The sequence below is a fragment of the Methylobacterium sp. 1A genome (genome assembly GCF_058072805.1).
In genome coordinates this window covers 3,549,858-3,576,352 of sequence record NZ_JBYQVE010000001.1, presented here as the reverse complement: position 1 = coordinate 3,576,352, position 26,495 = coordinate 3,549,858, and the positions used below count along the sequence as shown (strand labels likewise).

At 73.7% G+C, this 26,495-nt stretch carries 26 protein-coding genes and 2 riboswitches; of the genes, 15 read left to right on the top strand and 11 right to left on the bottom strand.

Annotated elements, in window-relative coordinates:
* Nucleotides 1-6: 6 nt before the first annotated feature.
* The 3 genes from ACX9MN_RS17295 to ACX9MN_RS17285 all read right to left on the bottom strand — a co-directional run bounded on the left by ACX9MN_RS17295 (nucleotide 7) and on the right by ACX9MN_RS17285 (nucleotide 3,733).
* On the bottom strand, nucleotides 7-1,128 hold the full coding sequence (locus tag ACX9MN_RS17295) for a DSD1 family PLP-dependent enzyme (RefSeq protein WP_056529946.1): 1,122 nt from the start codon (nucleotides 1,126-1,128) through the stop codon (nucleotides 7-9).
* Nucleotides 1,129-1,176: 48 nt separating this feature from the next.
* A complete protein-coding gene (locus ACX9MN_RS17290; protein ID WP_489725008.1) occupies nucleotides 1,177-2,316 on the bottom strand; it encodes a pyridoxal-phosphate dependent enzyme in 1,140 nt (379 codons plus the stop codon).
* Between the two features lie 154 nt (nucleotides 2,317-2,470).
* The gene (locus tag ACX9MN_RS17285) at nucleotides 2,471-3,733 is read right to left on the bottom strand and encodes a D-amino acid dehydrogenase (protein ID WP_489725007.1); all 1,263 of its coding nucleotides are present in this window, start codon (nucleotides 3,731-3,733) and stop codon (nucleotides 2,471-2,473) included.
* A gap of 65 nt (nucleotides 3,734-3,798) precedes the next feature.
* Nucleotides 3,799-3,908: riboswitch (glycine riboswitch) on the bottom strand.
* Nucleotides 3,909-3,911: 3 nt separating this feature from the next.
* Nucleotides 3,912-4,014: riboswitch (glycine riboswitch) on the bottom strand.
* 196 nt (nucleotides 4,015-4,210) lie between these two features.
* Between ACX9MN_RS17285 and ACX9MN_RS17280 the strand changes: the two genes are divergently transcribed.
* From ACX9MN_RS17280 to ACX9MN_RS17270, 3 genes are all read left to right on the top strand, one after another.
* Nucleotides 4,211-4,546 carry a hypothetical protein gene (locus ACX9MN_RS17280; protein ID WP_056529955.1) on the top strand — a complete coding sequence of 112 codons (336 nt, stop codon included), beginning with the start codon at nucleotides 4,211-4,213 and terminating at the stop codon, nucleotides 4,544-4,546.
* Nucleotides 4,547-4,734: 188 nt separating this feature from the next.
* Nucleotides 4,735-4,992 carry a hypothetical protein gene (locus ACX9MN_RS17275; RefSeq protein WP_026605306.1) on the top strand — a complete coding sequence of 86 codons (258 nt, stop codon included), beginning with the start codon at nucleotides 4,735-4,737 and terminating at the stop codon, nucleotides 4,990-4,992.
* Between the two features lie 97 nt (nucleotides 4,993-5,089).
* Nucleotides 5,090-5,695 carry a glutathione S-transferase gene (locus ACX9MN_RS17270; RefSeq protein WP_091981296.1) on the top strand — a complete coding sequence of 202 codons (606 nt, stop codon included), beginning with the start codon at nucleotides 5,090-5,092 and terminating at the stop codon, nucleotides 5,693-5,695.
* Between the two features lie 51 nt (nucleotides 5,696-5,746).
* Here ACX9MN_RS17270 and ACX9MN_RS17265 read toward each other — a convergent pair whose 3' ends face one another.
* Nucleotides 5,747-6,220, bottom strand: a complete 474-nt coding sequence (locus tag ACX9MN_RS17265; RefSeq protein ID WP_447683475.1) for a DoxX family membrane protein — start codon at nucleotides 6,218-6,220, stop codon at nucleotides 5,747-5,749.
* 470 nt (nucleotides 6,221-6,690) lie between these two features.
* Between ACX9MN_RS17265 and ACX9MN_RS17260 the strand changes: the two genes are divergently transcribed.
* Nucleotides 6,691-7,488, top strand: coding sequence for a glycosyltransferase family 2 protein (locus tag ACX9MN_RS17260; protein WP_132367795.1), 798 nt, complete (start codon nucleotides 6,691-6,693; stop codon nucleotides 7,486-7,488).
* Between the two features lie 77 nt (nucleotides 7,489-7,565).
* Here the strand turns inward: ACX9MN_RS17260 and argE are convergent, their stop codons facing one another.
* The gene (gene argE, locus ACX9MN_RS17255) at nucleotides 7,566-8,798 is read right to left on the bottom strand and encodes an acetylornithine deacetylase (RefSeq protein ID WP_103985050.1); all 1,233 of its coding nucleotides are present in this window, start codon (nucleotides 8,796-8,798) and stop codon (nucleotides 7,566-7,568) included.
* Nucleotides 8,799-9,049: 251 nt separating this feature from the next.
* Here argE and ACX9MN_RS17250 point away from each other — a divergent pair, with 251 nt between their 5' ends.
* The 7 genes from ACX9MN_RS17250 to ACX9MN_RS17220 all read left to right on the top strand — a co-directional run bounded on the left by ACX9MN_RS17250 (nucleotide 9,050) and on the right by ACX9MN_RS17220 (nucleotide 16,288).
* Entirely contained in the window at nucleotides 9,050-9,385 is a 336-nt protein-coding gene (locus ACX9MN_RS17250; RefSeq protein WP_056532879.1) for a hypothetical protein, read from the top strand.
* Between the two features lie 67 nt (nucleotides 9,386-9,452).
* A complete protein-coding gene (locus ACX9MN_RS17245) occupies nucleotides 9,453-10,319 on the top strand; it encodes an alpha/beta hydrolase (RefSeq protein WP_082558081.1) in 867 nt (288 codons plus the stop codon).
* 190 nt (nucleotides 10,320-10,509) lie between these two features.
* Complete coding sequence (locus tag ACX9MN_RS17240) at nucleotides 10,510-12,435, top strand: sensor histidine kinase (RefSeq protein ID WP_489725006.1); 1,926 nt, start codon at nucleotides 10,510-10,512, stop codon at nucleotides 12,433-12,435.
* Between the two features lie 335 nt (nucleotides 12,436-12,770).
* Complete coding sequence (locus tag ACX9MN_RS17235; protein WP_489725005.1) at nucleotides 12,771-13,118, top strand: hypothetical protein; 348 nt, start codon at nucleotides 12,771-12,773, stop codon at nucleotides 13,116-13,118.
* A 168-nt stretch (nucleotides 13,119-13,286) separates the two neighbouring features.
* Nucleotides 13,287-13,964: a carbonic anhydrase gene (locus ACX9MN_RS17230; protein WP_020095513.1), complete on the top strand. Its 678-nt coding sequence runs from the start codon at nucleotides 13,287-13,289 to the stop codon at nucleotides 13,962-13,964.
* Nucleotides 13,965-13,966: 2 nt separating this feature from the next.
* Nucleotides 13,967-15,547: a SulP family inorganic anion transporter gene (locus tag ACX9MN_RS17225; RefSeq protein ID WP_489725004.1), complete on the top strand. Its 1,581-nt coding sequence runs from the start codon at nucleotides 13,967-13,969 to the stop codon at nucleotides 15,545-15,547.
* 366 nt (nucleotides 15,548-15,913) lie between these two features.
* A complete protein-coding gene (locus ACX9MN_RS17220) occupies nucleotides 15,914-16,288 on the top strand; it encodes a hypothetical protein (RefSeq protein WP_091677294.1) in 375 nt (124 codons plus the stop codon).
* Between the two features lie 42 nt (nucleotides 16,289-16,330).
* On the opposite strand, the gene ACX9MN_RS17215 is transcribed toward ACX9MN_RS17220, so the two are convergent.
* The 3 genes from ACX9MN_RS17215 to ACX9MN_RS17205 all read right to left on the bottom strand — a co-directional run bounded on the left by ACX9MN_RS17215 (nucleotide 16,331) and on the right by ACX9MN_RS17205 (nucleotide 18,588).
* A complete protein-coding gene (locus tag ACX9MN_RS17215; protein WP_103985046.1) occupies nucleotides 16,331-16,546 on the bottom strand; it encodes a hypothetical protein in 216 nt (71 codons plus the stop codon).
* 165 nt (nucleotides 16,547-16,711) lie between these two features.
* Entirely contained in the window at nucleotides 16,712-17,371 is a 660-nt protein-coding gene (locus ACX9MN_RS17210) for a hypothetical protein (protein ID WP_100253312.1), read from the bottom strand.
* 122 nt (nucleotides 17,372-17,493) lie between these two features.
* The gene (locus ACX9MN_RS17205) at nucleotides 17,494-18,588 is read right to left on the bottom strand and encodes a replication protein RepA (RefSeq protein ID WP_091677303.1); all 1,095 of its coding nucleotides are present in this window, start codon (nucleotides 18,586-18,588) and stop codon (nucleotides 17,494-17,496) included.
* An 890-nt stretch (nucleotides 18,589-19,478) separates the two neighbouring features.
* Here ACX9MN_RS17205 and ACX9MN_RS17200 point away from each other — a divergent pair.
* The gene (locus tag ACX9MN_RS17200; RefSeq protein WP_083916122.1) at nucleotides 19,479-20,324 is read left to right on the top strand and encodes a TrmH family RNA methyltransferase; all 846 of its coding nucleotides are present in this window, start codon (nucleotides 19,479-19,481) and stop codon (nucleotides 20,322-20,324) included.
* A gap of 209 nt (nucleotides 20,325-20,533) precedes the next feature.
* Nucleotides 20,534-20,788: a hypothetical protein gene (locus ACX9MN_RS17195; RefSeq protein WP_026605300.1), complete on the top strand. Its 255-nt coding sequence runs from the start codon at nucleotides 20,534-20,536 to the stop codon at nucleotides 20,786-20,788.
* A 274-nt stretch (nucleotides 20,789-21,062) separates the two neighbouring features.
* Here ACX9MN_RS17195 and ACX9MN_RS17190 read toward each other — a convergent pair whose 3' ends face one another.
* Together ACX9MN_RS17190 and ACX9MN_RS17185 are read right to left on the bottom strand one after the other, a co-directional pair.
* Nucleotides 21,063-23,111 carry a methyl-accepting chemotaxis protein gene (locus tag ACX9MN_RS17190; RefSeq protein WP_489725003.1) on the bottom strand — a complete coding sequence of 683 codons (2,049 nt, stop codon included), beginning with the start codon at nucleotides 23,109-23,111 and terminating at the stop codon, nucleotides 21,063-21,065.
* A gap of 102 nt (nucleotides 23,112-23,213) precedes the next feature.
* Nucleotides 23,214-23,573, bottom strand: coding sequence for a winged helix-turn-helix transcriptional regulator (locus ACX9MN_RS17185; RefSeq protein ID WP_020095505.1), 360 nt, complete (start codon nucleotides 23,571-23,573; stop codon nucleotides 23,214-23,216).
* 109 nt (nucleotides 23,574-23,682) lie between these two features.
* Here ACX9MN_RS17185 and ACX9MN_RS17180 point away from each other — a divergent pair, with 109 nt between their 5' ends.
* Nucleotides 23,683-24,702, top strand: coding sequence for a zinc-binding alcohol dehydrogenase family protein (locus tag ACX9MN_RS17180; protein WP_100253310.1), 1,020 nt, complete (start codon nucleotides 23,683-23,685; stop codon nucleotides 24,700-24,702).
* 10 nt (nucleotides 24,703-24,712) lie between these two features.
* A complete protein-coding gene (locus ACX9MN_RS17175) occupies nucleotides 24,713-25,138 on the top strand; it encodes a cupin domain-containing protein (protein WP_042671331.1) in 426 nt (141 codons plus the stop codon).
* Nucleotides 25,139-25,142: 4 nt separating this feature from the next.
* Here ACX9MN_RS17175 and ACX9MN_RS17170 read toward each other — a convergent pair whose 3' ends face one another.
* Nucleotides 25,143-26,321 (bottom strand): MFS transporter, encoded by a 1,179-nt coding sequence (locus ACX9MN_RS17170; protein WP_489725002.1) that lies wholly within the window; start codon nucleotides 26,319-26,321, stop codon nucleotides 25,143-25,145.
* Between the last annotated feature and the right edge of the window lie 174 nt (nucleotides 26,322-26,495).

The following is a 26,495-nucleotide window of genomic DNA, read 5'->3' as shown; positions in this document are numbered from 1 at the left end:
ATCCCGTTACAACGTCATGCCGCGGGCGGTGACCGGCCAGATCGCCTCGACGCGGCCATTCCGCACGCCCACGTACCAGTCGTAGACGTTGACCGTCGGGTCGCAATGGCCGGGGATCAGCTTCAGGCGCTCGTTGAGCTTCAGCACGTTGCCGGGATCGCTGATCACCCCGTGCTCGTCCGAGCACTTGACGTACTCGACGTCGTCCCGGCCGAAGACCACCGGCAGCCCGCTGTCGATGCTCTGCGCCTTCAGGCCGGCATCGCAGATCGCGACGTCCGCCTTCGCCTTGCTCATGATCGCCGTGTAGATGAACAGGCTGTTCTCGAACTCCGCGATCGGTCGCCCGTCCGCGTCCTTCACCCGCTGGTAGTCCGCGTCCATGAAGACGTAGGAACCGCATTGCAGCTCGTTGTAGACGCCGCTGCCGCCCTCCATGGCGAAGCTGCCGGTGCCGGCCCCCGCCACGATGGCGCAGTCGAGCCCTTCGGCCTTGAGCAGGTCGACGGTGCGCTTCGTCTCGTCGATCGCCGTCTGGATCAGGGCCTTCCGCTCGCCGAAATCGCGCACGTGCTGGGCCTTGCCCTGGTAGGCCTGCAGGCCCGCGAAGCGCAGGCCCGGCGCCGCCGCGATCTTCTTCGCGATCGCCACGGCGGGCTCGCCCGGCGCGACGCCGCAGCGGCCGGCGCCGACGTCGATCTCCACGAGGCACTCGAGGGTGACGCCGTACCGGACTGCCGCCGCCGAGAGGTCGTCGACATTGCCGAGGTCGTCGACGCAGACCAGCACCCGCGCGCGGGTGGCGAGCGCCGCGAGGCGCTCGATCTTCTTCGGCGCCACCACCTGGTTGGAGACCAGCACGTCGCGGATGCCGGCGCTCACCAGCGCCTCGGCCTCACTGACCTTCTGGCAGCAGACGCCGCAGGCGCCGCCCCGCTCCATCTGCAGGACCGTGATGTCGGACGACTTGTGGGTCTTGGCGTGCGCCCGGTGGCGCAAGCCGTGCGCCTTCATGAAGCGTCCGAGCGTGTCGACGTTGCGCTCGAGGGCGTCGAGGTCGACCAGCAGGCAGGGGGTGTCCACCTCCTCGACCGGCATCCCGACGGTGGCGGGGATGTTGTTACGCATGGTGTGTCCTCCTGAACGCGTGCGGATCTCGTGGCGGGGGGAGCCGGGTTACGGGGCGAGGCCCAGAACCTCGGCGATGCGCGGCGTCGCCTTGATGCCGGTGCCGGTGAGCACCACCACGGTGGTCTCCTCGGGCCGGATCGCGCCGCGCGCGGTGAGGTCGGTGAGCGCCGCCGCCGCCATGGCGCAGGTCGGCTCGACGTAGAGGCCCGACCGGGCGAGCTCCATCAGGGCCGCCTCGATGGCGTCCTCGGAGACCGCCACGGTGCCGCCACCGGAGCGGCGGAGCGCCGCCAGCACCTCCCGGCCGCGGACCGGCTGGGCGATCGAGGCGCCCTCGGCCAGCGTCGGGCGCGGGGTGACCGGCACGAAATCCGCGGCGCCGGCCTCGAAACCCGCGTGCAGGGGGGCGCAATGGGCCGGCTGGACCGCGTAGAGCCGCGGCAGGCGGGCGATCGCCCCCCGGCGCAGCAGCTCCGAGAAGCCGATATCGCAGCCGAGGATGTTGCTGCCGGCCCCGCACGGGATGATCACGGCGTCGGGCGCGGTGAAGCCCAGATCCTCCCACAGCTCGTAGGCCAGCGTCTTGGTGCCCTGGAGGAAATGGGCCTGCCAGTTGTGGCTGGCGTAGAAGATCGACTCCGCTTGGGCGACGGCCGCGTCGGCGGTGTCCTGGCGGGTGCCGGGCACCAGCTCGACCTCGGCGCCGGCGGCCCGCATCTGGACGGTCTTGGCCGGCGAGGTCGAGGCCGGGACCAGGATCTTGGCCCGCATCCCGGCGGCCGCCGCGTAGGTCGCCACCGCGGCGCCGCCGTTCCCGGAGGAATCCTCCAGCACCGCGTCGATCCCCTGCTGGCGCAGGATCGACAGCATCACGGCGGCGCCCCGGTCCTTGAAGCTGCCGGAGGGCGCGAACCACTCGAGCTTGAAATGGGCGTGGCCGCCCCGCCAGGGCCGGCGCACCAGCGGGGTGCAGCCCTCGCCCAGCGTGACCGGGTCGGCCACCGCCACCGGCAGGGCGGCGGCGTAGCGCCAGAGGGAGCGCCGGCCCGTGTCGATCTCCGCCCGCCCGATTCCCGGCAGGTCGGTGATCATCAGCGGACCGCCCGTCTCGGAGCGCCAGCGCGGCGTCTCGATCGGGTAGGTCGCCCCGGTCGCGGGGTCGAGATAGGCGGGAGACGAGGGCATCGCGGCTCGGGTTCCGGGGTGGTTCGGAAAGAGAATACAAAATAATCTTCGACGGCGCGCCCCCTGTTCGAGGATGGGACGGCGCGCCGCGCTGCGCGTCAGGGCTCCGCCCTGACAACCTGCCGAAGGGCCTCGGGCCCTTCGGAGACCCGGGTCAGGCCGCGAGCGGCAGGATCGTCGGCTCCGGGGCGTGCTCGGCGGCGACCGCCCCGGCGACGAGCTCGGCGGTGGCGCCCGAGAGAGTCCATCCGAGATGGCCGTGCCCGGTGTTGTAGAAGAGTCCGGGCAGTCGGCCGCGGCCGACCCTGGGCAGCATGGTCGGCAGCATCGGTCGCAGCCCGCTCCAGGCCACCACCCGGTCGGTGTCGACGCGCGGGAACTGCTCGCGGGTCCAGTCGACCAGCGGCTCGATCCGGTCGTGGCGGATGTCGCGGTTGAAGCCGTTGAACTCGGCGGTGCCGGCGACCCGCAGGCGCTCGTCGCCGAGGCGGCTGGTGACGATCTTGGCCGCCTCGTCGAGGATGCTCACCTCCGGGGCCGCCGCCTGCGCCTCCGGGGTCAGCAGGTTCACGGTGATCGAGTAGCCCTTCACCGGGTAGACGTTGACCCGGTCGCCGAGCATCGCCGCGAAGTGCCGGCTGGCGCAGCCCGCGCAGATCACCACCGCGTCGGCCCGCAGGACCCGCGCGTCGCCGGCCGGCCGGCCCGCTTCGCGCCAGCCGACGGCGTAGCCCCTCTCCCCGGGCGCGATCGTCTCGACGCTGGCGTCCTGGACGAAGCGGACGCCCTTGCGCGCGCAGGCGGCCGCGAGGCCGCGGGTGAATTTGTGGATGTCGCCGGTGGCGTCCGAGGGCGTGAAGAAGCCGCCGTGGTAGCGCCCGGCCAGCGTCGGCTCGATCGCCCGTATCTCCTCGGGGGTCACGGCGTAGCGCTCCAGGCCGCCCTCCCGCAGCAGGGCGTTGACGGCGGTGGCCTTCTCGAAGCTCGCCCGGTCCCGGTAGAAATGCAGGATGCCGCGGGTCTTCAGGTCGAAGTCGATCCCCTCGGCCTCGGCCATGGCGAACAGGGCCTCCCGGGCCTTCAGGGCCAGCCGCACCGTCTCCACGGTGTTCTCCCGGTAATGGGCGATCTCGCGGACGAACTCGGCCATCCACGACAGCTTGTGCCAGGAGGGCTTGGGATTCATCAGCAGCGGCGCGTCCCGGCGCAGCATCCAGCGCAGGCCCTGCATCACCGTGGAGAGCTTGTTCCAGACCTCGGCGTTGCAGGCCGAGAGCTGGCCGCCATTGGCGAAGGAGGTCTCCATGGCGGCGTAGCGCTGCCGGTCGAGGACGGTGACGCGGTAGCCGCGCTGGGCGAGCGCGTAGGCGGTCGTCACGCCGGTGATGCCGGCGCCGATCACGGCGATGTGGGTCATGAGCTTGGACTCCGGGACTGGACGCGTGGAGGCCGCCCTCGAGCGGTCGGCCGGTTGCGCGCCCCATCTGTCCCGGTGCCTGAGAGCTTGATCCGACCCGCCCTGGCGAGGCGAGGCACGGACGTCCCCTTCGGCGGGTGCCCACGGTTTCAGCCCGCTGCACCACTCTCCAGATCGCCCTGACGACACGGTTCCGGTGCCTGAGAGTTTCCGGGGCGGTTGCTCCGTCGGCGCCGGGTCCCCTCTGCTGGGAAGATCCCGGTCTCTCCCGCATCGTCACGATGGGCTGTCCCTGGATACGCCGACCGGCCGCGGGGGAGAAGCCCGTCCGTCCCGCCGGCGGCCGATTCCGCCGACAGCCGGTGCGCGTTGTCACCGCCGGAGCGCTGCCGGAGCGCTGCCGGATCATCGCGGGGAGCGATCCCCGCCGCCGGCGGTTGACCCGGGGGTTTGACGGGGACTTCCGGGGGACGGCCGATGCTGACCAGGACCGCGATCTACGAGGGCACGGTGCGCGACGGGCGGGAGGAGGAGTTCTTCCGCCGGGTCCGGGACGAGCTGGAGCCGTTCTGGCGGCGGTTCCCGGGCGTCACCGCCGTGCGGGTCCAGCGCCTCGTCTCCAAGGACGACGACGCGCGGCCGATCGCCATGATCCTGGAGATGGACTTCCCCGACCAGGCGGCCCTGGACGCCTGCCTCGCCTCGTCGATCCGCCCGGAATCGCACGCCGCCACCGAGGCGGTGATGCAGATGTTCGACGGCCGCTTCTACCATCTGGTCAGCGCCGGACGGACCTTGTCGCTGGTGGATTGAGATCAGGTCTCGGGACGCCGATGACCGACCATATTCACCGCCGTATTTACCGTACATAAACCGAGACTGACAGATTCATATCTTCTAGAGACGAAACTATTCGCCTACACACCAGTCGAACCAACCCTCTTAAGGGTCTCGGTGCAGCTTGTGCCCGAGCGACACCCTTGGTTCAGGCGGACGGCGCGATGGCGAAGTGGATACCTGGCGCGGCCGTCTTCGGTCTCCTGTGCCTGATGATCATCCCGGCCCCCGGGATCTGGGGCGTCCTGATCGGGGCCGCCTGCGTGCTCGCCATCGTCGGCAGCCTGTGCATGCTCGTCCTCGATCGGGTGGCGAGCGCCATCCTCGTCTGGCGCCAGCGGGTGCGGGTGCGACGCCCGAGTTCGGGCCGGAGCCGCAGCCGGGTGGTCCATGCCGGCTCCAGGGTGACCCGGAAGGTCTGAGCCTCCGGCGGGGCGCCGGGGACTGGATTCCCCGCGGTATCGGTGCAAGGTCCCGGCGCCGCGATCACGGCGCCTGAGACCAAACCGGGACGGTCCGATGAAGCTCCTCTACTCCCCCGCCTCTCCCTACGCCCGCAAGGTGCTGGTCCTCGCCCACGAGACGGGACTGATCGACCGGATCGCCGTCACCGTCGCGGGGGCCTCGCCGACCGGCCCCTCCGCGGAGGTCGCCGCCCACAATCCGCTGGGCAAGATCCCCGCCCTGGTGCTGGAGGACGGCACAGCCCTCTACGACAGCCGGGTGATCTGCGAGTATCTCGACAACCTCTCCGCCGGCCCGCGCCTGTTCCCCGAGGGCGCCGCCCGCTGGGACGCGCTGACCCGGCAGGCGCTCGCCGACGGCCTGCTCGATGCGGCGCTGCTCACCCGCTACGAGCGGGTGCTGCGTCCCGAGCCCCACCGCTGGGACGCCTGGGAGGCCGGTCAGGTCGGCAAGATCCGCGCGGCGCTGGACCGGTTCGAGAGCCTGGTCGGCGGGATGCCGGCGCTGGATATCGGCACGGTCGCGCTGGGCTGCGCGCTCGGCTACCTGGACCTGCGCTTCCCCGATCTCGCGTGGCGGGAGGGCCGCCCGGCGGTCGCCGCCTGGTACGCGGAGTTCGAGCGCCGCCCGTCCATGGAAGCCACCGTGCCGAAGGGCTGAGGGCCCCGCCGCGCCGAGCCCCGCAGATCGCGCCCCGCAGACCGCGCCCCGCTACGGCCGGGCCCGGTCGGCGATCGCGTAGGGATGGGTCGATCCGAGCGGATCGGCGAGGAAGTCCTGGACCGTCCCGGCGCCGGTGCCGAAGGTGATGAGCAGGAAGCCGCCCGCCAGCGCGAAGTTCTTCAGGAAGTCCCAGAACAGCTCGCGGCCCCTGCCCCCGGCCCAGAAATCCCCCGGCACCCAGAACTGCTTCCACAGCAGCGCCGTCACCCCGCAATAGCCGGCGAGCACGAAGGCGGCGGCCCGGTCGGCGGTCCCGGTCAGGATGCACAGCGACATCCCGATCTCGACGCAGAGCCCGATCAGGATCAGCGCCACCGCGGGCGCGGTGGCGTGCACGGCCTGCCGCGCCTGCCCGACCGCGCCCCTGAAGTTCAGGATCTTGTCGAGGGCGCTGAACGGCAGGAACAGCAGCACGAGGAGCAGGCGGACGCCGAACGCGATCGCGACGCTGAGGCTGGCCATGCTCTGAAGGGTCTCCCTCAACCCGGCCCGGTGCGGACCGCTGATCCAAGGCGGTGATCCAAGGCGCTGATCCAAGCCGCGAGCGGCGCGAAGGTTTCCTCGGCGACGGGCCGGTGCCGGCCGGGAGGAGCTCCGCCGCCCGGCATGCCGCGCTTCTTCGAGCGAGGGTGGCATCGCGGCAACAATGATTCAAGCCGTTTCGCGAAAATAATGGAACACCGGAAATTTTCAGAATTTCGGATCGATTCTCAGTCGATCGGTCGATCGCGATGTATACAGTAGCTCGGAATCTTTTCGACCATTATTGAACTCAACCCGAACCGATCGTCCGAGACTTGACAGGCACGGTCCCGTCTCGGCTCCAGTTCTGCAAGTCTCTCTCGGTCGACGCGCGGTGATCACGCGTGACGGCGCGCAGATCGGGGGAACCGGACCGCAAACCGTATCCGCAGAACCGTCGAGCCTTGACCATGCGAATCGCGATCATCACGCCGTCGCGGCTCAAACCCTCGACCCTGGCCGGAGAGGCCGGCCCGTACTTCCTGGAGCACGCGATCGCGAGCGCCAACGCCCAGGAGCTCGACCGGCCGGCGACGATCCACTTCTTCGTCGGGACCGATCCCGGGACCGAGATCCCGGCACGGCTCGCCGCGCACCCGCAGGTCACCTTCGCGCGCGGCGCGCGCAAGGGCCAGATCCCCGCACTGAACGCCGCCATCGCCGCCGTCGACGACAGCTGGGACCTCGTCGGCTTCCTCGAGGACGACGATCGCTGGCTGCCGCCCTATCTGGGCGTCGCCGTCCGCGCCCTGGACCGCTTCGATTTCGTCTCCTCGACGCAGCTCGAGACCGACGAGGCCGGCGAGGTGGTGCGGATCAACGACTTCGCGACGCCGTCGGGCTGGCTGATGCGGCGGACGACCTTCGCGCAGGTCGGCGCGATCAGCCCGGCCGCGAAGTGGCACTACGACAACGAGTGGCTCGGCCGCCTCGCCGAGACCGGCCTGCGCCGCGCCCACCTCGTCGAGGCGACGGCGCCCGTCACGCTGCAGCACGCGGCCCTGGTCCGCCCGTGGCTCGCCAACGTCCTCCAGCTCGGCGGCCCCAACGTGCAGCTCGCGCGCCACGGCTTCGTCCTGCCGCTGGTGTGCCGCCTCGTGCATCCGGGCTCCGGAAGCTCGGATGTCGGCCAGGGCGGGACGTCGAGGGCCGAGAGCGAGGCCGAGTACCGGCGGCTGGTCGACCGCTTCGGCCGCATCCCCTGGTGAGATCGCCCTGGTGAGATCGCGCCGCGCGGCGGAGGCTCCGCGGACCGGCGGCGCGCCTGACCGGCGCGGAGGCCGGTTCAGCCCGGGAGCGCACCCTGGGACGCCGCCGCGGAGCCGGTCACGCAGGCGCCGATCAGCCGCCGCACGAAGCCCGCGCAGGCCGCGAGTTCGTCCCGGGTGACGTACTCGTCCGCCCGGTGGGCGCGCGCGATCGAGCCCGGCCCGATCACCACGGCCGGCACGCCGCCGAGCCGCTCGAACAGCCCGCCCTCCGTGCCGTACGAGACCTTGGCGTGGCCGTTGCGGCCCGCGAGGCGCTTGGCCAGGGTCACGATCGCCGCCTCCGGATCGGTGTCGAGGCCCGGATAATCGATCAGCGGCTCGACCGCGACGCCGCAGGCCGGATCGCCGGCCCGCATCAGCGGCGCCAGCGTCCCGGTGGCGTAGGCGATCGCGGACGCCGCCAGCGCGGCGGCATCGTCCGCGCCGATCGCCCGGTACTCGAACTCGACGCTGCAGCTGTCGGGCACGATGTTGAGCGCCGATCCGCCCCGGACCACGCTCGACAGGCCGGTGGTGTGGGGCACGTCGTAGAGCGCGTCGCGGGCGCCGTCCCGGGCGATGGCCTCCGCCGACAGGCGGACATGCTCGATGAAGCGGGCGGCGTACTCGACCGCGTTGACCCCCTGGGGCGCCAGGGCCGAGTGGCTGGCCTTGCCGCGGAAGGTGAGGCGGGCGGCCGATTTGCCCTTGTGGCCGACCACCACGTCCATTCCGGTCGGCTCGCCCACGAAGCAGCCGAGCGGCCGCGGCACGCGCTCGAGCATCCGGGCGATCAGCGGGCGCACGCCGAGGCACCCGATCTCCTCGTCGTACGAGATCGCGATGTGGATCGGGGTGGCGAGTTCCGCCGCGACCATCTCGGGCAGGAGCGCGAGGCAGACCGCGAGGAACCCCTTCATGTCGGAGGTGCCGCGCCCGTAGAGCCGCCCGCCCTCCTCCCGCAGGACGAACGGGTCCGACGACCAGGGCTGGCCGTCGGTCGGCACCACGTCGCTGTGGCCGGAGAGCACGTAGCCGGGGCGCGTCTCGAAAGGCCCGACGCTGACCAGCAGCGCCGCCTTCCGGCCCGTCGGATCCGGCACCCGCTCCACCGCGGCGCCGAGGTCGCGGCAATAGGCCTCCGCCCAGTCGATCAGAGGCAGGTTCGAGCGGGCGCTCACCGTGTCGAAGGCGACGAGCGCGGCGAGCAGCGCCGCCGGATCGGGCGTGCCGGGGCGCGGCGTGGCGGTCTGTGCGGACTCTGTCATGGATCCCATGTCGTGGGGAGGCCGTGGGGAGGCCGTGGGGAGGCCGTGGCTGGGTCTTGGCCGGGCCGCGGCCGGCACACCGCCCCTCCCGAATCGGGTTCGGAGGGGCGCGGCGTCCGTCGGAGTTCTCGGCCTTCCGGGGATCCAGGGCAATGCCCGGCGCCCGGCGGCGCAGACCCGGAACCGGGACGACGTTCGGGCGTAGCCGCCGGGTAGGGCCCCTTCGGCCCGCTCGTCCCGGAGCCCCGACCATGCGTCCCGGTCCCGCCCCGATCCTCGCCGTCCTCCTGTCGACGCTCCTCTTGCCGACGCTCCTCCTGCCGACGGCCCTGCTGCTGGCCGCCCCGGCCGAGGCCCGCCGGCAGGCCGCGCCCCCCGCCGGGCGACCGCATCACCGCGCGGCCTCCGACATGGACCTGACCCTCGCCCGCATGGCGGCGCGCGACCGTCCGCTCTGGCGGGTCTGGCAGCGGCCCCGGCCCCTCGCCCGCACGGTCGCCCCGGCGACGCGCGAGCGGGTCGCGGCGCCGCCGCTCACGGGCTGGGGCTACGGCGGCACCGTCCCGGGTGCCGCGCCCGGCTTCTGAACCGCCTCGACCCGGGCCCGGCCGCCTGCCATGGTGCGGGCGACCGCAGCGGCCCGAGACGGACACGATGGTGCTGGAGTTCCGCCTGGACGATCCGACCCCCGCGGATCCGCGCCGCCGCTGGGACACCCTCGCGCAGGAGGCGCGGGACGCCTGCTACGACAACACCCGCGCGGTGGCCGACAGCGCCGCCCAGGTGGCCGCCCGGGACGCGGCCTCGGCCGCCTATCGGGCGGCGCATCCGGCCGGCCTCGACGTGCCCTACGGCCCCGGCGCCCGCAACGCCCTCGACCTCTACCCGGCGCGGGACGCGGCGGCGCCCTGCCTGGTCTTCATCCACGGGGGCTACTGGCAGCGGGGCGCCCGGGAGCTGTTCGCCTGCTTCGCGGAGGGCCCGAACGCCGCCGGCTGGTCGGTGGCGATGGTCGGCTACACCCTGGCGCCGGAGGCGGGCCTTTCCCGGATCGTGGCGGAGATCGGCGCGGCCCTCGACTGGCTGGCCGCCCACGGGGCCGCGCGCGGGATCCGCGGTCCCCTGATCCTGTCGGGCTGGTCGGCGGGCGGGCTGCTCACCGCGATGCAGCTCGGCCATCCGGCGGTGGCGGCGGGTCTGGCGATCTCCGGCGTCTACGACCTCGCGCCGATCCGCCAGACCTCCCTGGACGCCAAGCTGAGCCTCACCGACGGCGAGATCGAGACCCTGTCGCCCCTGCGGCTCCCGGTGATCGCGAAGCCGCTCTGCATCGCCTACGGCTCCCGCGAACTGCCGGCGCTGATCCACGACGCCCGCAACCTGCACGCCCTGCGGGCGGCGGCCCACGCCCCCGGCTCCCTGCTGCCGGTCCCCGGGGCCGAGCACTTCTCGGTGCTCGACGCCCTGCGCCGGCCGGGCGGGCTCCTGGTCCGGGCGGCCCACGCCCTTCTCGAGGACTGAGGCCCCGGCCGGCAGCCCGGACCGCACCCAGACGCCGGGGGGACGACGGGGTGCAGATTTGCAACTCCCGATAGAAATTCTGCATCGCCGAGGCCCGTTTCCGCCTTGCTGAGGCCTGCCCCGCGTGCTGAGACGGGATCGCGGGCACGATCTCCCTCCACCGGGAGCCGGCCGATCCCAGGGAGATCGGATGCAAGCGGTCGCGCGATCGGAATCCCTTGCGGCGCCCTGCGCCGGCCCCGCGGACAGGACCGGCCGCCGCGGCGGATGGCGTGACCGGTGGCGCGCGCCGCGGCTGCGCGTCGTGCTGGCCCTGGGTTTCGGCACGCTCGGCTTCCTGACGACCCTGACGCTCGCCGCCCTGGTGAGCCGCGAGGCGACCCGACGGCTCGAGGCGGAGGTCGGCGGCCAGCTCGCCGAGATCGCCGGTCAGATGGCCCGGGGCCTCGATATCGGGATGTTCGAGCGCTGGCGCGACATCCAGATCGCCGCCGCCTCGGACAGTCTGCGCGATCCCGGGACCGGAACGGCCGCCAAGCGCGCCGTGCTGGAGCGGCTCCAGGCGACCTACCCGGCCTACTCGATCATCGGGCTGATCGACGCCGACGGGCGCTTCTCCGTCACCAGCACCGGCGCCCTGGAGGGCGCCGACGTCTCCGGCCGCGACTATTTCCGCGGCGGCCGCGCGGGCCCCTACGTGGGCGACGTGCACCCGGCCAAGCTCCTCGAGGCGCTGATGCCCCCGGACGAGGCCGCCGCGCGCGCGGCGTCGCGCGAGCCCCTGCGGCTCCTCGACGTCGCGGCGCCGGTGCGGGCGCCGGACGGCCGCGTCCTCGGGGTGCTGGCCGCCCATCTCGACTGGACCTGGGCGCGCGACATGGCCCGCATCCTCGAGGCTGGCCTCCGGGGCCACCGCCAGGGCGCCGAGATCCTGATCCTGTCCCGCGACGGCACCGTGCTCCTCGGGCCGCCCGCCCTGCAGGGCGCCCCCCTGCCCCGCTCGGTCCTGGCGGGCGGCCGGCCCCTCGATCCGGAGGGCACGAGCCGGGTCGGCCCCTGGCCGGACGACGCCGCGTATCTCAGCGCCCGCGCGTCCACGGCCGGCCACCGCGACTATCCGGGCCTCGGCTGGCAGGTGGTGGTGCGGCAGACGGCCGACCGGGCCCTGACCTCGGTGGCGGCCCTGCGCGGGGGCATCCTGGCGGCGGGCAGCGCGGTGGCCCTCGCGGCGGCGCTGCTCGCGTGGCTGCTCGCGGGCCTGATCGCCCGCCCCCTGCTGGATCTGGCGGCCGCCGCCGAGACCCTGGGCCGCGACCAGCCCCTGCCGACGCTGCCCCGCTCTCTCGTGCGCGAGGGCGCGACGATCGCCGACGCCCTCGCGGCGGCGGCGGACGAGCGGGCCCGGCGCGCCGAGACCCACCGGCTGCTGATCGACGAACTCAATCACCGGGTGAAGAATACCCTCGCCACCGTGCAGGCGATGGCGGCGCAGAGCCTGAAGAATCTGGGAGCCGGCGCGGCGGCCGGGCGCGACGCCTTCGAGGCGCGGCTCCTCGCCCTGTCGCGCGCCCACGACATCCTGACCCGCGAGAGCTGGGCGAGCGCGGATCTGCGCGGCATCGCCGCCCAGGCGGTGCGGCCCTTCCTGGGTCCGGACCCCGCGGGCGGCGATCCGTCGAACCGGGATTCCTCCGGTCGGGAGACTTCGGATCGTGACCCTGCGGACCGGGACGCTCCGGGTGCGAACACCCCGCGCATCACCCTGGACGGCCCCGACCTGCGGCTGCCGCCCGAGGGCGCCCTCGCGCTCACGATGATCCTGCACGAATTGTGCACCAACGCGGTCAAGCACGGCGCCCTGTCGGTTCCGGGCGGGCGGGCCGCGCTGGCCTGGACGGTGGAGGCGGGTCCCGACACCGAGACCCTGCGGCTGACCTGGCGCGAGTGCGGCGGCCCGCCGGTCGTCTCCCCGTCGCGGAAGGGGTTCGGTACCCGCCTGCTCGAGCGGGGCCTCGCCGGAGGCAGGACCGCCAGCCTCACCTACGAGGCCGGCGGCCTCGTCTACGTGGCAGCCAATCCCCTGCCCGCGGCGCGTCTCCACACCGGACGGGCCTGACCCCGCTCCGGCCCGGGCGGCCGTCGTCCCGACCGCACCCGACAGCGCGCGCGTCCGCGGTGCGAGGGCGGCCGCGCGGCCCTGCGCGCCGCGGACTCGCGCCGGAAGGACACGCTCCGCGCCGTCGGCGCCAGATCTGTCCTTAATCCCGGCCCCTCTCTCAAGATGGACAAAGACGTGCGCGGACGCACACGATAGTACTTACGCCACGGATTAAAGCTTTCGTCGATACAATGTGCCGATGCGCACACGCTATTCCGAAAATGTAGACTAGGGTCGACTTATCGGCAGGGATGCGGTGTCCCTCGCCACAAGTCGAACAGCGAGGAAACGTCATGATCCAGTCCCGCACCCAGTCCCGACATCTCCCGGTTCGCGGCCGCGCGGCCGGTCCCGCCTTCGGCCTCGCCCTCCTGGCCGGGATCCTCGGAGCGCCCCTGGTAGCGCAGGCGGGCGAAGGCGGCGGCGGGAGCCGGCAGGCTGCCGGCGGCGGCCACATGAGCTCCTACATCAACGACCCGCACCACGACCCGCGCTCGCTGCACTCGCAGCGCTCCGGGTCCGGGCAGCTCCTCGGGGCGCCGATGGTTCACGACAGGGCCGGGGCCACCGTGGCGCGCGGCCAGGTCGTCGACCCGCACTGGGCCTCCGGAACCGCTGAGCGCCGCCGGGTCCGTCGCTGAGACGTCGGAGGCCGGGCCTCCGACGCGACACCCGACACGTCACCCGACACCGAGACCCGCCGCCCGGCCCCTCCGGCCGGGCGGAGCCGACCGAACACCGCTGCGCGCTCCGGCGCATCGCCCTTCCCCGCTCTCGCCTTCCGGTTCTCCCGGCCTCAGGGACCCTTCATGAACAACCTCATCCAGGGCATCGCCAGCTTCCAGGGCAGCGTCTTCCCCGGCCAGCGGCAGATGTACCAGCAGCTGGTGCGCGACGGTCAGCACCCGAGCGCGCTGATCATCGCCTGCGCGGATTCCAGGGTCTCGCCCGAGCACATCACCCAGGCGGGGCCCGGAGACCTGTTCGTCTGCCGCAACGCCGGCAACATCGTGCCCCCGGCCTCCGACGTGGTCGGCGGCGTCTCCTCGGCGATCGAGTACGCCGTGGTGGCCCTCGGCGTGCGCGACATCGTGGTCTGCGGCCACTCGGATTGCGGCGCCATGAAGGGGCTGATGAACCGGGACCTGCTCAAGCGGATGCCCAGCGTCGCGGCCTGGCTGCGTCACGCCGAGGCCGCCGAGCGGATCGTCTGCGAGGCCTATCCCGAGGGGATGGACGCCCAGGCCCGCCACCACGCCCTGGCCCTGGAGAACGTGGTGGTCCAGCTCGCCAATCTGCGCACCCATCCGAGCGTCGCCGCCGCCCTGGCCAAGGGCTCCCTGCGGCTGCACGGCTGGTTCTTCGAGATCGAGACCGGTGCCCTCCTGGCCTACGACGGCGCGAGCGGGCAATTCCGGCCGATCGCCGGGGCCGACATGCCCGTGGCGCAGGATTCCTCCGCCAGCAGCCGCCTGCAGGCGGCCTGACCATGCGCGCCCCCGGCCGCCTGACCACGAGCCTGCAGAGCGCCCTCGCCCCGGACGGCGCCGTCCGGGCGAGCCTCGCCCGGGACCTGCCCGCCTCCGTGGTGGTCTTCCTGGTGGCGCTGCCCCTGTGCATGGGCATCGCCATCGCGTCCGGCGTGCCGCCGGAGCGCGGCCTCATCACCGGCATCGTCGGCGGCATCGTGGTCGGCCTCCTCGCCGGCTCGCCGCTCCAGGTCAGCGGGCCCGCCGCCGGGCTCGCCGTGATCGTCTACGGGTTCGTGCAGTCGCACGGTCTCGACGCCCTGGGTCCCGTCCTGGTGGTGGCGGGCCTCGTCCAGCTCGTCGCCGGCGCCCTGCGGGTCGGCGGCTGGTTCCGGGCGATCTCGCCGGCCGTGGTGCACGGCATGCTGGCCGGCATCGGGATCCTGATCGTGCTGGCCCAGATCCACGTCCTGACCGACGCCCTCCCCCGGGCGAGCGGCCTCGACAACCTCGTGGCGATCCCGGCCGCGTTCTTCAACTTCGTCAGCGGCACGGGCGACCGCACCGGGGCCGTGATCGTCGGCGGGATCACCATCGCGGCGATGATCGCCTGGGAGCGGCTGCGCCCGGCGCGGCTCCGGCTCCTGCCCGGGGCGCTCGTCGGCGTGCTGGCGGGCAGCCTCGTGGCGGGATTCGGGGATCTCGCCGTCAAGCGCGTGGCGGTGCCGGAGGCCCTGTTCTCCGGCCTCGCCCTGCCGGCGGCCGAATCCTGGGCGCGCCTCGCCGAGGCCGAGATCCTGATCATGGCCCTGGTGATCGCCGTGATCGCCAGCGCCGAGAGCCTGCTCTCGGCGGCCGCCGTCGACCGGATGCACGACGGCCCCCGCACCCAGTTCAACCGCGAACTCGGCGCGCAGGGCATCGGCAACCTGATCTGCGGGCTCGTCGGCGCGCTGCCGATGACCGGGGTGATCGTGCGCTCCTCGGCCAACGTCCAGGCGGGCGCCGTGAGCCGCGCCGCCACGGTGATGCACGGGACCTGGATCCTGGCGTTCCTGCTGGTGCTGCCCTGGCTGCTGGCCCTGGTGCCGACCGCGAGCCTCGCCGGCATCCTGGTGGTCACCGGCTGGCGGCTGGCGAGCCCGGCCCACGCCCTGCACCTGCAGGCCCGCTACGGCTGGCTGACCGCGGCGATCTGGCTCGCCACGATGGCCACCGTGGTGGCGGTGGACCTGCTCACCGGGGTGCTCACCGGCCTCGCCCTGAGCCTGATCCAGGCCCTGCCGAGCCTGCGCAAGGGACGGCTCCGGATCGAGCACGCGGCGGCCCCCGAAGTGCCCGGCGTGCCGGAGCTGCGCCTGTCGGGGGCGGCGACCTTCCTGCAGCTGCCGAGCCTCACGGCGGCCCTGGAGCGGACCCCCGCGGGCGGCGAGGTCCGCCTCGCCACCGACAACCTCGCGGCCATCGACCACACCTGCCTGGAGATGATCGGCGACTGGGCGAGCCGGCGCAGCGCCGGCGGCAGCCGGATCGCCGTGGTGGGCGGGTCGGGTGTCCCGCACGACCGGCTCGCCGCCGCGGTGGCGGCCCCGGCGCACTGAGGGCCCTGGCGCCCTCCGCCGGCGGCGAGACCCGTCGGGCGGAGGGCGCGCCGCCCACCCGGGGCGGTTCGCGGCGACACGGCCCGAACCGACGGCCCGAAACGACGGCGCGGAGCCGTTCCCGGCGCGATCGGGAGCGGCTCCGCGCCGCGTCCGCACCCGGTCGCCGGGCCTCCATTCCCGGACGACGGCGGCCCGCCGCGCGGGCCGTCAAGGCTGTCCGCCTCCGGGGAGACGGCGATCTTCAAAACCGGTTAATCCTGAATCTTCGCGCCCCTTTAACGAGCGGGAGGCCAGACTCAGCCTCACGGCAGGTCCGGCCCGCGGGACCGGCCGGCGGAATGGTTCTCGTCAGGAGCTTCGTCGATGATCAGGTTCCTCGCGGCCTCGGCCGCCTGCCTGGTCCTGTGCGGCGCCGCGGCGGCGCAGGACATGCCCGGCCTCGCGACCCTGAGCCCGCCCGACCCGGTGCAACCGGTGGCGGCGAGCCCCGCGCTCCCGGCACCGGACGGCGCGGTCGCGCCGGGATCGCGAGCGGAGGCCGGCTCCGATCCGGTCGCGCTCCGGCCCGCGCCCGGCCGGGTGCCCGTCGGCAGCCTCACCCTCCGCGGCACCGCCGCCGACCCCGCGCAGACGACCGCCAGCCTGAAGGTTCCGGCGACCGGCCCCGGCGCGTCCAAGCCCTGGTGCGCGCAGGAGCGCCGGATCGGCACCGGTCAGGGCTTCTGCCTGGTCAACTGAGCGGCCCCTGATGGGCCAAGCGGCCGGATCGGGCGGCCCGGATCAGGAGGCCGCGTAGACGGTGACCTCGTCGAAGGTTCCGCCTTCCGGCGCGTAGTCGAGGGACGCGACGAGAAGCACCAGCACGGCCGCGCCGACCGCCGTGACGGCGAGGAGCCGCGTGATCAGATCGGCGTGGCCGCGGGCGACGTGGATCAGCGCGCAGCCGAGCATGAAGGCGCAGACCTGCGTGGCCGGCGCGGCGAGCGCCGCGGTCATCGCGCCCGCCCGATCATCCGATCACGGCCGATCCTGTTCATGCACGTCCTCCCCGGCCGGGACGCCGTCTGCCGGCGCGCAGCCAAGCAGATCGCCCGTCGCGGCGCCCCCCCAATATGGGGGAGCCGGCGGGGTCCGGCCTCACGTCTTCGTGACCGGCGCCCCTCAGGCGGGCTCCGGTCCCGGCCATGCCGGGGCGGATCCCGGGATGGATGCCAGGGCGTAGGTGGCCTCGGCGACCCGGTTCAGGGGGCCGCCCGGCCCGGACCGCTTCCACAGGCGCGTGTTCAGGGCCGCCACCGGATCCCGGCCGGGAAGGGTGAAGCCCTGCCCGGCGAGCACCTCCAGGATCTCGGCCGCGTGCAGCGGCCGGCCCGCCCGCGCGATCGCCGCGCAGGCCGCCTGCACCACGGCCCGGCCGTAGCGGCGGGCGCCGGCTGCGTCCTCCGTGAAGGCGATCGCCGGCGGGATCGGTCCGGCGGCGCCGACGGGACCGGGCGCCCCCGCGGACCGCGCCGCCGGACCGGCCCGCGCGCCCCAGTGCCCGGGGGCCGCGCCCGCCGCGTCGGCAAGCGATCCGGACCGGGCCTCTAGGACGTCCCGTACGTCCCGCCCCCGCGGCGGCTCGTCGGCCGGGTCTCGGCGTGGCCCTGCCGGCGGATCGGGCTTCGGGGCCGGGTCCGGCCGCGCGTCCGCTCCGCCGGCCGCGAGCCGGCGGCCGAGTTCCTGGTAGAGGACGAGATCGGCGATCTCCCGATCGAGCGCCTCGCGCTGGCGTCGCAGCGCGGCGAGCCGCGCCGCGATCTCGGAATCCGACAGGGCCACGTGATGTTCCTTCCAGGCGGACGGAACACATATCTCATTCCGCGCCATTCAGGGAATAGCCACCGTCACATATTCCGTCAGGCAGCCATTCCCTGAGGGAATGAGAGGCAGCGATCCCTGTTCTATTCCTTGAGGCGTTTCCGTATTCCCTTAGCCGCAGGGCGAGGCGGCACGAGCAGCGTGCTGGGATCGGCCGGGTGCAGGGTCAGCCCGCCGTCGTCGAGCACCAGCGGCAGCCGCGGAAACACCTCGCGCAGATGCGCGAGATCGGCCTTGAACGCCTGGCGGAAGCTGCGGATCGAGGCGTTCTCGGCCCCGAACTGCGCGTGGAGGTTGGCCCAGGTCAGGCGGAGCGGCCGCTGCAGGGACCGCAGGCGGTAGCCGGTCCAGAACAGCAGGTCGAGCTTGCGCGCCGAGCCCGAGAAGGCCCGGGCCGCCCGCAGGTCCACCGGCAGGGCGTGCCGGATCAGGGTCTCGTAGAATTCGGGATCGAAGCGCACCGTGCGGCCGGCCTCGTCGTCCCCCTCCCCGGCGCGGGGGCGCCACAGTTCCAGGCTGCGGAACGGCGGGACGTTGAGGGTGGTCGCGCTGTCGCGCCCGTCCCAGAGGCCGATCTGCATGGAGCAGGCGGCCAGCCGGTTCAGCTGCTCCTTGAACTGGCGGATGGTGCCCCGCTCGCCCCCCGTGACCGCGAAGCCCATCTCCCGCATGAAGCCCGACAGGGTCTCGGCCACCTTCACGGTGGGGCTGCGCTGGCGCACGGCCTCGGTGCAGAGGTGCAGCAGCACCAGCCGGGCCTTCGGGCCGTAGGGCAGCCCCTGGGGCTCGAAGGCGCCGGTCTCCGGGTCCTTGATCCGGCCGGCGATCAGGTTGAGCGAGTTGCGGCCGTAGCTGCGGGAGAATTCCCGCACCGGCCCGGGGTCCCGGTAGGGCAGGCCGCACAGCGCCAGGACCGAGTGGATGTGCTGGAGGCTCGACGGGACGGCCGGCTCGTTCTCGATCACGAGGCGCACCGCGTCGCGGCGGCGCTGGTCGCGGGACAGCCCGGCCCGGCGGCTCTCCTCCTCCCCCAGGAGGGCGGCCTGGGCATCGCGCTCGCGCTGACGGTGCAGGACGTGCTCGACGATCTGCGCGAACAGGAAGCCGCCGCGCGCCGCCTCGATCTCGGCCCGCAGGTCCGGGTCGTGGATCCCGGCGATCTTCTCCTCGATGCTCATCGCCCCTCGGCCCGCGGTACACGGGCCGTCAATCCGCCAGGCGGACGGACGGCCCGATCCTGCCATGCCACGATTCGCCCGCCGCGGCCCCCGTCCGATCGGCCTTGTCCCGGCAATCCACGCTTCCCCGGTCGCGGGGACGCGCCGGAAAGCGGGCCGACACTGCTCCCTTCACGGCCGGCTCCCGGGCCGGCACGCGCAGAGTTCGATACGGGCCCCGCTCCCCCGGCGATCCCACGCAGAGTCCGATACGCGGGACCGCTCGGTGTCCGTCCCCGTTATTCACCGCTCCGGGCCCGGATTCGCGCCGAATCGGATACGCCGCCGCGCAGATTCCGATACGCCGACCGGCCGTCCGGGCGCAGAATCGGATACGCCGCGACGCAGAGTCCGATGCGGGCCGGCGCAGAGTCGAATGCGCGAACGCAGGCCAAGGCCCTGGCACAGATGCGGAATTCGCCACCCCATATAACTTGCTGAACTGACTCTCTGAGAGATTCGTCCAGATAATCTTCCTACTGCGGACCAGCCCGTTCGTTCTGACGAACGACCGTGTCGCGCCCAGACATGCACAGGTCACAAAGGGAATATGAATTCGTTTTCCACATTCCTACGCGGGAGGACCGTCCCGACTTGACGGGTCGGCGACGGAATCCGGTGCCGTGCCGGCGCGCTCCGTCGATCGTCCTGGCCCTGGATCCCCGAGGGCTGCCGGCAGTTCCCGGTGTGATGCCGGCTTGACGCGCGCGATGCCGCCCGGTTTCTCGGCTCCTTCCGACAGGGCCCTCAGAGAAGAGCGCGCCGATGCCCCCCTTGCCCGAATTCGTCTGGCCCAGCCTCGCCCGGCCCAGCCTCGCCCGACCCAGGGCCCCTTCGCCGATCGCGGCCCGATGACGGATCGCCGCGACGACGCCCGGCCGCCCGGCGGACGCCCCGCCCGGCCCCGCCCGCACGGGCCCCGGCGCCCCGCCCCCCGGTCCGGAGGTCGCCCGGGCGGGGCGTCCCGCCCGTGGGAGGAGGGCGGCGACGGGCCGACCGTGCTCTACGGGTGGCATCCCGTGGTGCAGGCCCTGGGCAACGCCCAGCGCGGCCTGCACCGGCTGCTCGCCACCGAGAACGCGGCCGCGCGGCTGGAGGCCGAGTTCGGCGGCGCCGTGCGGATCACCCCGGAGCTGGTGCGGCCGAGCGACATCGGCCGCCTGCTCGGCCCGGACGCCGTCCATCAGGGTCTGTACCTGGAGGCCGAGCCCCTGCCCGCGCCCGGCCTCGACGACCTGCCCGCCGACGCGCTGCTGCTGGCGCTCGACCAGATCACCGACCCGCACAATGTCGGGGCGATCGTGCGCACCGCCGCGGCCTTCGGGGTCGCCGGGATCGTCACCACGGCGCGCCACGCGCCGGGCGCCACCGGAGTCCTGGCGAAATCCGCCTCCGGCGGCCTGGAGCACGTGCCCTTCGTGACCGTCCGGAACCTCGCCGAGGCCCTGATCGCCCTGGGCGAGCGCGGCTTCACCCGGGTCGGCCTCGATTCGGACGCGCCCGAGAGCCTCGACGCGCTGACGATCGCGCGGCCGCTGGTGATCGTGCTGGGCGCCGAGGGCAAGGGCCTGCGCGAGCGGACCCGGGGCTGCTGCGACGTCCTGGCCCGGATCCCCTTCTCGGGCGCGATCCGCAGCCTCAACGTCTCGAACGCCGCCGCCATCACCCTCTACGCCCTCGGCCGCGCGAGAGACTGACAAGAGACTGACAGGGGAGCGACAGGAACCCGACGGGGCCCTGACGGACGCGCGACGGGGACGCGGCCGGACCGGCACCCGATCGGTCCCGGCGAGACACGTTCGGAAACACGGAACCGCCACCGGAAGCCCTTCTTCCGCCTAGGCAATCTTCGCAACTTCCCGTAGAATAAGTCGCGAGGGGGGCGTCGTCTCGAGGGCTGCGCCGGATGTTGGACGATGCGTTTACCTACGGCGGTTGGGTCCTCGGCCTGATCGCCGTCGGCGTGTGGATCTGGCTCGCGCGGCGCGCCTTCCCGAGTTTCGAATCCTTCGTGACGGGCTTCGACGACGAGCTCCAGCTCGGCGCCAGCCCGGAGGAGCGCGCGCGCAGCGCGCGCTGGCGTCAGGTCCGTCAGGCCGCCATGGCCCTGACGGCCGTCGCGGCCCTGTGTCTGTCGATCGGCTTCGCGATTCCCGACTGACTCCCGACGGGGCCGGAAACCCGGAGGCGATCCGGCCCGGATCCCGCGCTGAAGCCCCGGGGTTCCGGGCGTGCACCGTCCCCGTGCCCTCTCGCGGCCGGCGCGGAGCCTTCGTGGCGGTGGCTCGTTCGGCCTCGAAGCCCTGGATCGCCGTGCCGCCCAGGGAGCGCGGCGTGTCGTGGCGGCCGCAAGCCCGTCATCGGTTCCCCGGGCCGCCTCGCGCCGAGACGGTTCCCGACGCCGCCAGGGGGCTCGACCCGCCGGAAGCCTCTCTTCAGGCCGCGCGGACCCGGGCCAGGAAGCCTTCGACGGCGCCGCGCAGGTCGCCCGCCTGCCGGGACAGGTCGGCGGCCGCCCGCAGCACCTGGGCGGAGCCCTGGCTCGCCGTGCCGGCCGCCGCGCCGACACCCGCCATGTGGCCCGAGACGCCGCGTGTGTCCTGCGAGGTCTGCGCGGTGGTCCGGGCGATCTCCGCGGTGGCCGCGCCCTGCTGCTCGACCATGGCGGCGATCTCGGCGCCGATCCGCGCGAGGTCGCGGATCACCGCCGTGATGCCGCCGATCGACCGGACCGAGGCCTCGGTCGATCCGGTGATCTCCGCGACCTTGCCGGCGATCTCCTCGGTGGCCCTGGCGGTCTGCTCCGCGAGCGTCTTGACCTCGGCGGCCACCACCGCGAAGCCGCGGCCGGCCTCCCCGGCGCGGGCCGCCTCGATGGTGGCGTTGAGCGCCAGCAGGTTGGTCTGGCCGGCGATCTGCGAGATGATCGCGACGATCTCCCCGATGCTGCCGGCCGCCTGGGCGAGGCGGTGGACTTCCCCGGCCATGCCGTCGGCGCTCCGCGTGGCGTTCGCCGCGAGGTCCGCCGAGGACCCGACCTGCACGCCGATCTCCCGGACCGAGGCGGTGAGCTCCTCGGTGGCCGCCGCCACCGTGTCGGCCGAGCGGGCGGCCGAATCGGCCGACACCGCCACCGCCCGACTCAGATCGGTCGTGTCCTGGGCGGCCCGCGCCATCCCGTGCGCGGAGGCCTCCAGCTGGGCCGCCGCCGCCGAGACGGCCTCGACGATCCCGCCGACCTGGCGCTCGAAGCTGTCGGCGAGGCCGAGGGCGGCCGCGCGCTGGACCGCCGCGGTCTCGGCGGCGAGCCGCTCCTGCGCGGCCCGGGCCGCCCGGCGCTCGGCGACGCTGTCGCGGAACGCCAGGGCGGCCGCGGCGATCGCCCGGACCTCGCGCGGCCCGCCGGTCGGGATGGTCAGGTCGGCCGTGCCCGCGTCCCGGCCGATCGCGGTCAGCACCCCGGCCATCCGGGAGAGCGGCCGGGCGATGGCCGTGCCGAGCCAGACCGCGAGGCCGGCCGAGAGGGCGAACAGGGCGAGCCCGCCGGCGGCCCAGAGGGCCAGCATCCGCTCGGCGCGGGCGTGCGCCGCCCCCGCGGCCGCCACCAGGTCGGCGGTGAGCCGATCCTCCACGCCCTTGAGGGCGTCGATCCGCTGCGTGGCGAGGCGGAACCACCCCGGCGCGTCGCGGAAGGCCGGGGGCGTCCCCGGCATCGTCTCCTGCACGCCCGCGCGCAGGCGGGCGACCGCGCGGGACGGCTCGGTCGCCTCCGCGGCGTCGAGCAGGCTCGCCTGCCCCGCTTCGGTGCCGGCCCGGAACAGGCCGGCATAGGTCGCCTGGTCGGCCGCGAGGGTCGCGAGGCGGCGGGCGGCCGCGAGGTCGAGGGTGCCGGAGGCGAAGACCGCCGAGGCGGCGGCCCGCTCCTGGCCGGCGGCCTCCTTCAGCGCCAGGAAGGCCGCGTAGGCGTTCGCCCGGGCGGCGAGGCCGGCCTCGTCGATCGCGCCGCCCATGGCCCGCACCAGGCCGAGCCCCTCCCCGATCAGGCCCGTGTAGTAGGCCACGGCCTGCGGCGGGGCCGCCGTCAGGGCGTCGACCGCCCGGCGCTGCGCGGCCAGCCCGGTCAGCGCCCGCGCGAAGCCCTCACCGCGCGCCTGGAAGACCGGCCCGAAGCCCGTCGCGGCCTTCATGGCCTCGGGAAGCCCGGCGAGGGCCGCGTCGGTGCGTTCGCGTTGGGCCGCCAGTTCCGGGCCGAACTGCGCGCCCTTCGCGCCCAGGAACAGGCTCGAGGCGCCGCGCTCCCGCTGGGCCTCGTGCACGAAGGCGCTGATCCGGGAGGCGAGGCCGACCAGGCCCTCCACCCGGCCCATCTCGGCGCGGCGCGCCCACTGGTCCGACACGGCGAGGCCCGCCGCCCCCGCGAAGGCGAGGCACGGGGCGAGCGCCACCGCCAGGATGCGGGCGCGGAGCGAGGCGAGGATCGGCATCGGAAGTTCTGGAACCGTCCGGCGGGAGATGCGCCACCTTCCGGCCAAGTCATAAAGATCCGGTTATGTGGTCGCGCCCATATTCGGCACCGGTTTGCCCAATCAGGCGGCGTTTTGAGTGGTATCTGCCAATTCCGCGTGCAGATCACCCCAGGTCTTCAGTGCGCGGATGACCGGGTCGAGGGACCGCCCCCGCTCGGTCAGGCTGTATTCCACCTTCGGAGGAACCTCGGCGTAGACCGTCCGGGTGATCAGGCCGTCGGCTTCCATTTCGCGCAGCTGGTTGGTGAGCATGCGCTGGGTCACGCTGGCGAGGCGCCGCCGGATCTCGTTGAAGCGCAGGGTCCCCTCCAGCAGGTGGTAGAGGATCACGCCCTTCCACTTGCCGTCGATGAGCCGGAGCGTCGCCTCGACGGCGCAGCCGGGGCTGCAGGCGCCCGTGTGGCGGCGGGTGCGGGGCATGGGCTGTCTCCGACGGTATCATTTCCGGCACTAGTGGCGTTTTATGTGCGTACTTGCGGCCCGTGAAGGCGGGCGGCATCTCCTGCGGCGACACTCCGAGGAGATCACCATGCGCGCCGTCGGCTACCGCAAGTCCCTGCCGATCACCGATCCCGAGGCCCTGGTCGACTTCGACCTGCCCCAGCCCGAGCCCGGCCCGCGCGACCTGCTGGTGAAGGTCGAGGCGGTCTCGGTGAACCCGGTCGACACCAAGGTCCGGCGGCGGGCCGAGCCGGAGGAAGGCGGCACCAAGGTGCTCGGCTGGGACGCGGCCGGCACCGTCGTCGCCGCCGGCGCGGAGGTCCAGGGTTTCGCCGCGGGCGACGCGGTGTTCTACGCGGGCGACCTCACCCGGCCGGGGACGAACGCCGAATACCATTGCGTCGATGCCCGCATCGTCGGGCACAAGCCGAAGAGCCTCGACTGGGCGCAGGCCGCCGCCCTGCCGCTCACCGCGATCACCGCCTGGGAGACCCTGTTCGACCGGCTCGACGGGGACAAGCCGGTGCCGGGCGCGGCCCCGGCGATCCTGATCGTCGGCGGCGCGGGGGGCGTCGGCTCGGTGGCGATCCAGCTCGCCCGGGAACTCACCGACCTCACCGTGATCGCCACCGCGTCGCGGCCTGAGACGGCGGCCTGGTGCCGGGACCTCGGCGCCCACCACGTGGTCGACCATTCCAGATCCCTGGCGGCGGAGGTGGCGGCCCTGGGGATCGGCGCGCCGGGCCTCGTCTTCTCCACGACCAGCACCGACGCCCACCTCGCCGCGATCGTGGAGCTGATCGCCCCGCAGGGCCGCCTCGCCCTGATCGACGATCCGGAGCGCCTCGACGTCGGGCTCCTCAAGCGCAAGAGCCTGTCGCTGCACTGGGAGTTCATGTTCACCCGCTCGATGTTCGCCACCGCCGACATCGCCGCCCAGGGGGCGCTCCTCGACGAGATATCCCGCCTCGTTGATTCCGGGCGCCTGCGCACCACCCTGGGGGAGCATTACGGGCGGATCGACGCCGCGAACCTGCGGCGCGCCCACGCGCTGGTCGAGAGCGGGCGCGCCAGGGGGAAGATCGTGCTCGAAGGGTTTTCCGATTGAGGAGGACGTGATGGCGGACGCGGCGGGGACCGGCCTCTTCGACGTGACGGCGCTGGCGGCGGGTCTGCCCGACAGCGCCGAGACCCTCCTGGTCGACACCTACCTGACCGACCGGGAGGCGGCGAGCGCCCGGGTGTTCCGGATCTACCGGCCGACCCCGCCGCACTATCACGCCACCTGCGACGAGTACCTCTACTGCCTCTCGGGCCGGGGCCGGGTCTGGCTGGGCGATCCGGCCGCCGAGACGGCGTTCGGCCCGGGCCAGCTCCTGTTCTTCGAGAAGGGCACGGTCCACGCGATGCCGGCGCTCGAGCCCGGGGACCCGGTGGTGTTCCTGTCGATCGACACGCCCCGGCGGGCGCCGACCGACATCGTCTTCGTGAACCCGGAGGACGGGACGCCCGCCACCTTCATGGCGCGCAACGCCGAGGCGTGAGGGGTCACACCCGCAGGGACCGGCCGGCCGCCGCCACGCCGAGGAGCAGCGCCGCCACGATCAGCAGGGACGCGGGCAGGCCGAGCGCCTGCGCGGCGAAGCCGATCAGCGCGGGCCCCGCCAGCACCCCGGCATAGCCCAGCGTCGTCACCGCGGGCACCGCCACGCGCGCGGGCATCGCGGTCTGGCGCCCCGCCGCCGTGAACAGGACCGGGACGATGTTGGCGCAGCCCGCCCCGACCAGGGCGTAGCCGGCGAGCGCCGCCTCCCAGGCCGGGATGACGACCGAGAGCGCGAGGCCGGCCGCCGCCAGCAGGCCGCCGAGGATCACCACGGGCCGCCGGCCGAGGCGGGCCACGATCGCATCCCCGCCGAGCCGGCCGGCCGTCATGGTGACCGAGAAGGAAGCGTAGCCGAGCGCCGCCCAGGCCGGATCGAGCCCGCGCTGCTGGATCAGGAACACCGCGCTCCAGTCGAGGGCCGAGCCCTCGGTCAGGAACACCACGAAGCAGAGCAGGCCCAGCACCAGCACCGGGCCGCGGGGCAGCGCGAAGGCGGGCCCGCCGCTTCCCCCTGCCCCGCCGGCCGGAAGGATGCCCGGCCAGGCGGCCGCGAACAGGGCCACGATGCCGGCGACCAGGATCAGCACGCTCCAGCCGGCGCCCAGGCCGGTGCCCATCAGGACGCTGGCCAGCAGCGCCCCCAGGATGCAGCCGAGGCTGTAGAGACCGTGGAAGCCCGACATCATCGGGCGCCCGGCGGCGCGCTCCACCACGACAGCCTGCAGGTTCATGACGCAGTCCACCGCCCCCATCCCGGCCCCGAACAGCAGCAGCGCCCCGGTGAGCGGCACGAGCCCGGAGCCGACGGCCAGCACCGGCAGGGCGACGCCGATCGCGAGCGTGCCGGCGAGCAGGACCGGCCGGAAGCCGAGCCGCGCGGCCGCGGCCCCGGCGCTCGGCATCGCCAGGATCGAGCCGACGCCGAAGGTGAGGAGCAGCAGGCCGAGCCCCGCCGCGTCGAGGCCGGCGCGGTCCTTCACCAGCGGCACCAGGGGCGCCCAGGTGGCGTTGGCGATGCCCACGATCAGGAACAGCAGCCGCGTGGACAGGCGCTGCTGGGTGGCCGTGCGGTCGTCGGAACCGCGGAGGGCGGCCGGATCGGTCGCGTCGCATGCTGGCATCGATACCTGTCGGGATGTGGATCTGAGGGCGGGATACGGCGACGTGGATCTCGGCGCCCGCGGTGCAACACCGAAGGTGGGCCAAGGTTTGGCGAATCGAGCTACGGCGAAGCTGGGGCCACCGGACTCCGATCGCGGCCGCTGGCTCCACCGCGTCATCGCTTCGCTGCGCTC

Coding starts and splice junctions, on each gene's coding strand:
- ACX9MN_RS17295 (WP_056529946.1), bottom strand. CDS start 1,128: ATGCGTAACAACATCCCCGCCACCGTCGGGATGCCGGTCGAGGAGGTG.
- ACX9MN_RS17290 (WP_489725008.1), bottom strand. CDS start 2,316: ATGCCCTCGTCTCCCGCCTATCTCGACCCCGCGACCGGGGCGACCTAC.
- ACX9MN_RS17285 (WP_489725007.1), bottom strand. CDS start 3,733: ATGACCCACATCGCCGTGATCGGCGCCGGCATCACCGGCGTGACGACC.
- ACX9MN_RS17280 (WP_056529955.1), top strand. CDS start 4,211: ATGCTGACCAGGACCGCGATCTACGAGGGCACGGTGCGCGACGGGCGG.
- ACX9MN_RS17275 (WP_026605306.1), top strand. CDS start 4,735: ATGGCGAAGTGGATACCTGGCGCGGCCGTCTTCGGTCTCCTGTGCCTG.
- ACX9MN_RS17270 (WP_091981296.1), top strand. CDS start 5,090: ATGAAGCTCCTCTACTCCCCCGCCTCTCCCTACGCCCGCAAGGTGCTG.
- ACX9MN_RS17265 (WP_447683475.1), bottom strand. CDS start 6,220: ATGGCCAGCCTCAGCGTCGCGATCGCGTTCGGCGTCCGCCTGCTCCTC.
- ACX9MN_RS17260 (WP_132367795.1), top strand. CDS start 6,691: ATGCGAATCGCGATCATCACGCCGTCGCGGCTCAAACCCTCGACCCTG.
- argE (WP_103985050.1), bottom strand. CDS start 8,798: ATGACAGAGTCCGCACAGACCGCCACGCCGCGCCCCGGCACGCCCGAT.
- ACX9MN_RS17250 (WP_056532879.1), top strand. CDS start 9,050: ATGCGTCCCGGTCCCGCCCCGATCCTCGCCGTCCTCCTGTCGACGCTC.
- ACX9MN_RS17245 (WP_082558081.1), top strand. CDS start 9,453: ATGGTGCTGGAGTTCCGCCTGGACGATCCGACCCCCGCGGATCCGCGC.
- ACX9MN_RS17240 (WP_489725006.1), top strand. CDS start 10,510: ATGCAAGCGGTCGCGCGATCGGAATCCCTTGCGGCGCCCTGCGCCGGC.
- ACX9MN_RS17235 (WP_489725005.1), top strand. CDS start 12,771: ATGATCCAGTCCCGCACCCAGTCCCGACATCTCCCGGTTCGCGGCCGC.
- ACX9MN_RS17230 (WP_020095513.1), top strand. CDS start 13,287: ATGAACAACCTCATCCAGGGCATCGCCAGCTTCCAGGGCAGCGTCTTC.
- ACX9MN_RS17225 (WP_489725004.1), top strand. CDS start 13,967: ATGCGCGCCCCCGGCCGCCTGACCACGAGCCTGCAGAGCGCCCTCGCC.
- ACX9MN_RS17220 (WP_091677294.1), top strand. CDS start 15,914: ATGATCAGGTTCCTCGCGGCCTCGGCCGCCTGCCTGGTCCTGTGCGGC.
- ACX9MN_RS17215 (WP_103985046.1), bottom strand. CDS start 16,546: ATGACCGCGGCGCTCGCCGCGCCGGCCACGCAGGTCTGCGCCTTCATG.
- ACX9MN_RS17205 (WP_091677303.1), bottom strand. CDS start 18,588: ATGAGCATCGAGGAGAAGATCGCCGGGATCCACGACCCGGACCTGCGG.
- ACX9MN_RS17200 (WP_083916122.1), top strand. CDS start 19,479: ATGACGGATCGCCGCGACGACGCCCGGCCGCCCGGCGGACGCCCCGCC.
- ACX9MN_RS17195 (WP_026605300.1), top strand. CDS start 20,534: ATGTTGGACGATGCGTTTACCTACGGCGGTTGGGTCCTCGGCCTGATC.
- ACX9MN_RS17190 (WP_489725003.1), bottom strand. CDS start 23,111: ATGCCGATCCTCGCCTCGCTCCGCGCCCGCATCCTGGCGGTGGCGCTC.
- ACX9MN_RS17185 (WP_020095505.1), bottom strand. CDS start 23,573: ATGCCCCGCACCCGCCGCCACACGGGCGCCTGCAGCCCCGGCTGCGCC.
- ACX9MN_RS17180 (WP_100253310.1), top strand. CDS start 23,683: ATGCGCGCCGTCGGCTACCGCAAGTCCCTGCCGATCACCGATCCCGAG.
- ACX9MN_RS17175 (WP_042671331.1), top strand. CDS start 24,713: ATGGCGGACGCGGCGGGGACCGGCCTCTTCGACGTGACGGCGCTGGCG.
- ACX9MN_RS17170 (WP_489725002.1), bottom strand. CDS start 26,321: ATGCCAGCATGCGACGCGACCGATCCGGCCGCCCTCCGCGGTTCCGAC.